Genomic DNA, 4,699 nt, shown 5'->3' with positions numbered 1-4,699 from the left:
CTTTACTACCCAGTTAGTGGGCCTGGCAATGTTAACGCTGGCGATTGGTAAATATAACGGCTTAACTGCCGCGCAGCAGCGTGAGCTGACCGAAGCGTTGCAAAGCTTACCAGGCAAGCTGGAACAAACGCTGGTACTGGCACCGCAAATTGAAGCGCTGGCCCAGGAATTTGCCGATAAACACCACGCACTGTTTTTAGGTCGGGGTGATCAGTACCCGATTGCGATGGAAGGGGCGTTAAAACTAAAAGAAATCTCGTACATCCACGCCGAAGCTTATGCCGCAGGCGAGCTGAAACATGGCCCGCTGGCGTTGATTGATGCGCATATGCCAATTATCGTCGTGGCACCGAATAATGATTTGCTGGAAAAGCTGAAATCAAACGTCGAAGAAGTGCGGGCTCGCGGCGGCATTATTTATGTATTCGCCGATGCCGATGCGAAGTTTCAGTCAGATGAGACCATGCGGGTCATCAATGTCCCGCATGTGGCCAATATTCTGGCGCCCATCGTCTACACCCTGCCACTGCAGTTGCTAAGCTACTATGTTGCCATTATCAAAGGCACCGATGTAGACCAGCCACGCAACCTGGCAAAAAGTGTCACGGTAGAATAACCGGCAAAGCCAAAATATACCCGTTTAAGAGAAAAACCCCCACTGTCGTCAGACAGTGGGGGTTTTTATCCGCTCGCAGCATATGTCTTAGTTAATCTCTCATTATTCAGTAGTTTTTTGTAAGGCTTCCTTGACGTAACCGCAGTTGTTACCCAGACTTAGTCCATACTATTGCAATTTATTTTGCTGGTTTCGCCTGAAAGTTTAGCCGTCTCAAATTTGTTGTCTCGCAAGATAAACTTGCAATCTCAAATTGGATACTGTTCTTAAGTCATTAAGAAGGATCCTGTTCATGCAAAAAACGAATAATGGCTTTCCAGGAAGCCAGTTGCACAATTTTCTATTTTGCTGGCCGGTTTTAGCGGTAACTGGTCTGGGCGCGCTGCTACTGCTGGGGTTGGCCGGTATCTCGCTGTTATCTCTGCTGGCCAGCGCGGCGCTTATAATCAGTGGCTTTGCAGCAGCGTTTTGGGTTGGCCGTAGTCTGCAAAAGTTGCAGCTGGAAGCGGCTAAGCAGGCTGGCAAAGCAGCACATACCCAGGCTGAGCAGGCAGCGCAGACCCTGTTTTACCGTAATCTGGAACAGCTGCTGTTACAGGCTATGCCTATCTGGACCAAACAAATAGAAAGCTCACGCAGCCAGACTGAGGAGGCCATTGTCGCGCTGAGCAGCCGGTTTTCCGGCCTGTACAGTAAGCTGGAAAATGCGGTCGCCGCCTCTGAGCGAGGTGCCGGCGGCAAATCTGCCGGTGGTAGCAGCGAAACTATTGCTGCCCTGTCTTACAGCCAGGCTGAGCTGACCCGGGTGATTAATTCCCTGAAAGCCACGCAGCAAAGCCGTGATGATATGCTGGCGCAGGTAACCAGCCTGACCGGATACACCGAGCAGCTCAGAACCATGGCGACCGAGGTGGCGGCGATAGCCCAGCAAACGAACTTACTGGCGCTGAATGCTGCTATAGAGGCTGCCCGCGCCGGCGAGTCCGGGCGGGGCTTTGCTGTGGTGGCCGACGCGGTCAGAACCTTATCCAGTTTATCAAGCGAAACCGGCCAGAAAATGTCGTCCACCGTCGACATTATTAATAACGCCATTACCAAAGTCGTCAAAGTTGCCGGCAGTGCCGCTCAAACCGATGCGCAGGCTGTCGAGCAGTCAGAGGACAGCATTCAGCAGGTGTTGGATCGCTTTGAAACGGTAACCCGCCATATGGCTGAATCCACCGAGCAATTGCAGCAGGAAAGCAATGAAATACGCGATGAAATATCCGATGTGCTGGTGGCTTTGCAGTTTCAGGACCGGGTTAGCCAGATTGTGTCGCATGTGCGTGACAATATTGATGCGCTGCATCAGCAGTTACAACAAGCAGAACAACAACCTGAGTTGCGGCAACCGCTAGATGCCGACTCCTGGCTTAAACAAATGGAGTCGACCTATGCCACTGACGAGCAACGGCATAATCATGATGGTAAGTCATCTGCCGCAAACCAAGAGCATGAGATTACTTTCTTTTAGGAGGCACCCTGATGGCAAAAACAATTTTGGTGGTTGATGATTCAAGTAGTGTGCGGCAGGTCGTCGGTATTGCTTTAAAGGGGGCAGGTTATGAGGTCATTGAAGCCAGTGATGGTAAGGATGCGCTGAGTAAACTTACCGGGCAACGCGTGCACCTGATTATCAGCGATGTGAATATGCCTAACATGGATGGCATTACTTTTGTCAAAGAAGTGAAGAAGTTACCTGCCTATAAGTTTACGCCGATTATTATGCTAACCACTGAATCGCAAGAGAGTAAAAAATTAGAAGGTCAGGCGGCGGGTGCCAAAGCCTGGGTAGTAAAACCGTTTCAGCCGGCACAAATGCTCGCGGCAGTGTCGAAGCTGGTGCTGCCATGAGGCTGTTATCACAGAGGGGAGACCAGAATGGCGATTCGATTTGATGCCAGCGGTGTTGTACCGTCAATGATTATTGAGGGCGAGCTAAGTATCTATACCGCTGCTGAATTAAAGCCTCAGCTTTACCATCTGATCCAGCAGCATAGTGATATATCGCTGGATTTGTCTGAAGTCAGTGAATTTGACGGTGCCGGATTGCAGCTGCTGATCGCGGCTAAGCGTGAGGCTGTTACCAGAGGCCATGCATTGCGCCTTAACCACCATAGCCTGGCCGTACTGGAAGTATTTGATTTATGCAATATGGCCAGCTTTTTCGGTGACCCGCTTATTATTCCGGACAGACGCTATGCTTAACACCCGCAGGAGTCAGCAATGAATATGGATCAGGCTTTACAAACCTTTATAGCAGAAGCCAATGAATTGCTGCAGGACATGGAGTCTTTGCTGCTGCAATTAGAAAATAACCCTGACGATGAAGACACCCTTGCTGCGATTTTCCGGGCGGCGCATACAGTAAAAGGCTCTGCCGGCCTGTTCGGTTTAGATCTTATCGTCAGTTTTGCTCATATCGTCGAAGATGTACTCGACCGGCTCCGTGCCGGTGATATCCGGGTCAGCAGCCCGCTTGTTGCGCTGCTGTTAACGTGCTTCGATCACCTGCAATACCTGATTGACGTGGTCGCCGTGCAGCAGCAGCAGCCTGATACTGCAGCGCTGGAACGTGAAAATGCGCTACGCCAGCAATTACAGGCCTACCGCAGCTCGCCGCCAGCAACGGTGGCAGAGCCGGCGGTTGATAAAATGCCTGATCCCCAGGCTGGTCAGGCTGATTTGTGGCATATTTCAGTGCGGTTCGGTGTCGACGTGTTCAGAAATGGCATGGACCCGCTGGCATTTTTGCGCTATCTCAATAATCTGGGCAGGATTGAGCGCATTACTACTTTGTTCAGCGGAATGCCTAATCTGGCTGAACTTGACCCGGAGTCGTGCTATCTGGGTTTTGAAATCGACTATCAGTCCGACGCCAGCAAAGCCAGCATTGCTGAGACCTTCGACTTTGTCCGTGATGACTGCCAACTCTATATTTTACCGCCGCACAGTAAAACAGAGGAGTATATTGAGTTAATTAAAAACCTGCCTGAGGAAGCCAGCTTACTGGGTGAAATTCTGGTCGCCAGTGGTGCTTTAACCAACCTTGAACTGCAGGAGGGGCTGGCCCTGCAGAGTGAGGCTGATCATCAGCCGGCGATGCGGCTGGGCGAGGTGTTAGTTGAACAGCGGGCAGTCGAGCCCGAGATAGTGCAGGCGGCGCTGGAAAAGCAAAGCCAGATCCAGGAACACAAAACCAAAGAAAGCCGCTTTGTCAGAGTGGATGCTGAAAAGCTCGATAAATTAATTAATCTGGTTGGTGAACTGGTGATCGCCGGTGCCGGTGCCAGTTTATTAGCCAGAGCCAGTCAGAATGAAGCCTTGTATGAAGCAACCAGTACGGTGTCATCATTGGTTGAAGATATTCGTGATGGTGCGCTGCGGCTTAGGATGGTGCCGATAGGCGATACTTTTGTCCGTTTTCAGCGGGTTGTACGTGACGTTAGCCATGAACTGGGCAAAAACATTGAATTAAAAATCAGCGGCGCAGACACCGAACTGGATAAAACGGTGATTGAAAAAATTGGCGACCCGCTGATGCATTTAATCCGCAATGCGATGGACCATGGCATTGAAGCGCCGGCCGCCCGGGTGGCGGCGGGTAAAAGCCCGACAGGTACCCTGGCGCTGAATGCCTATCATGACTCTGGCAGCATTGTTATTGAAATTACCGATGATGGTGCCGGCTTAAACACGGAACGCATTTTACAAAAAGCAATAGAACGTGGCCTGGTACCGGCGGAGGCCCAGTTATCAAAGCAGGAAATTAATAATTTGATTTTTGAGCCGGGTTTTTCAACAGCCGACACCATTACCAACTTGTCGGGGCGCGGCGTCGGTATGGACGTGGTAAAACGCAACATTAATGCACTCAGAGGCACAGTAGATCTATATAGCGAACGCGGTAAAGGCACTACGGTCCGCATCCGGTTGCCGCTGACCCTGGCCATTATTGATGGCTTTCTGGTGGGGGTCGGTGAGGCAAGCTATGTGGTGCCCCTGGATATGGTGCAGGAATGTATTGAACTGTCTGAGTCAGTG

Annotated in this window: 5 protein-coding genes; all 5 read left to right on the top strand. The window is 51.0% G+C overall.

Features of this window, described 5'->3' with window-relative positions:
* Positions 1-616: SIS domain-containing protein (locus tag R3177_RS13295; protein ID WP_318971510.1), on the top strand; the 616-nt coding region annotated here is incomplete at its 5' end.
* A 292-nt stretch (positions 617-908) separates the two neighbouring features.
* Complete coding sequence (locus R3177_RS13290; protein ID WP_318971509.1) at positions 909-2,129, top strand: methyl-accepting chemotaxis protein; 1,221 nt, start codon at positions 909-911, stop codon at positions 2,127-2,129.
* 11 nt (positions 2,130-2,140) lie between these two features.
* Positions 2,141-2,509, top strand: a complete 369-nt coding sequence (locus R3177_RS13285; RefSeq protein WP_318971508.1) for a response regulator — start codon at positions 2,141-2,143, stop codon at positions 2,507-2,509.
* 27 nt (positions 2,510-2,536) lie between these two features.
* On the top strand, positions 2,537-2,863 hold the full coding sequence (locus tag R3177_RS13280) for an STAS domain-containing protein (protein WP_318971507.1): 327 nt from the start codon (positions 2,537-2,539) through the stop codon (positions 2,861-2,863).
* 18 nt (positions 2,864-2,881) lie between these two features.
* Positions 2,882-4,699: chemotaxis protein CheA (locus R3177_RS13275; RefSeq protein ID WP_318971506.1), on the top strand; the 1,818-nt coding region annotated here is incomplete at its 3' end.

Source organism: Arsukibacterium sp., from assembly GCF_033722355.1.
GTDB lineage: Bacteria > Pseudomonadota > Gammaproteobacteria > Enterobacterales > Alteromonadaceae > Alishewanella.
This window is presented reverse-complemented; position numbering and strand designations above follow the sequence as displayed.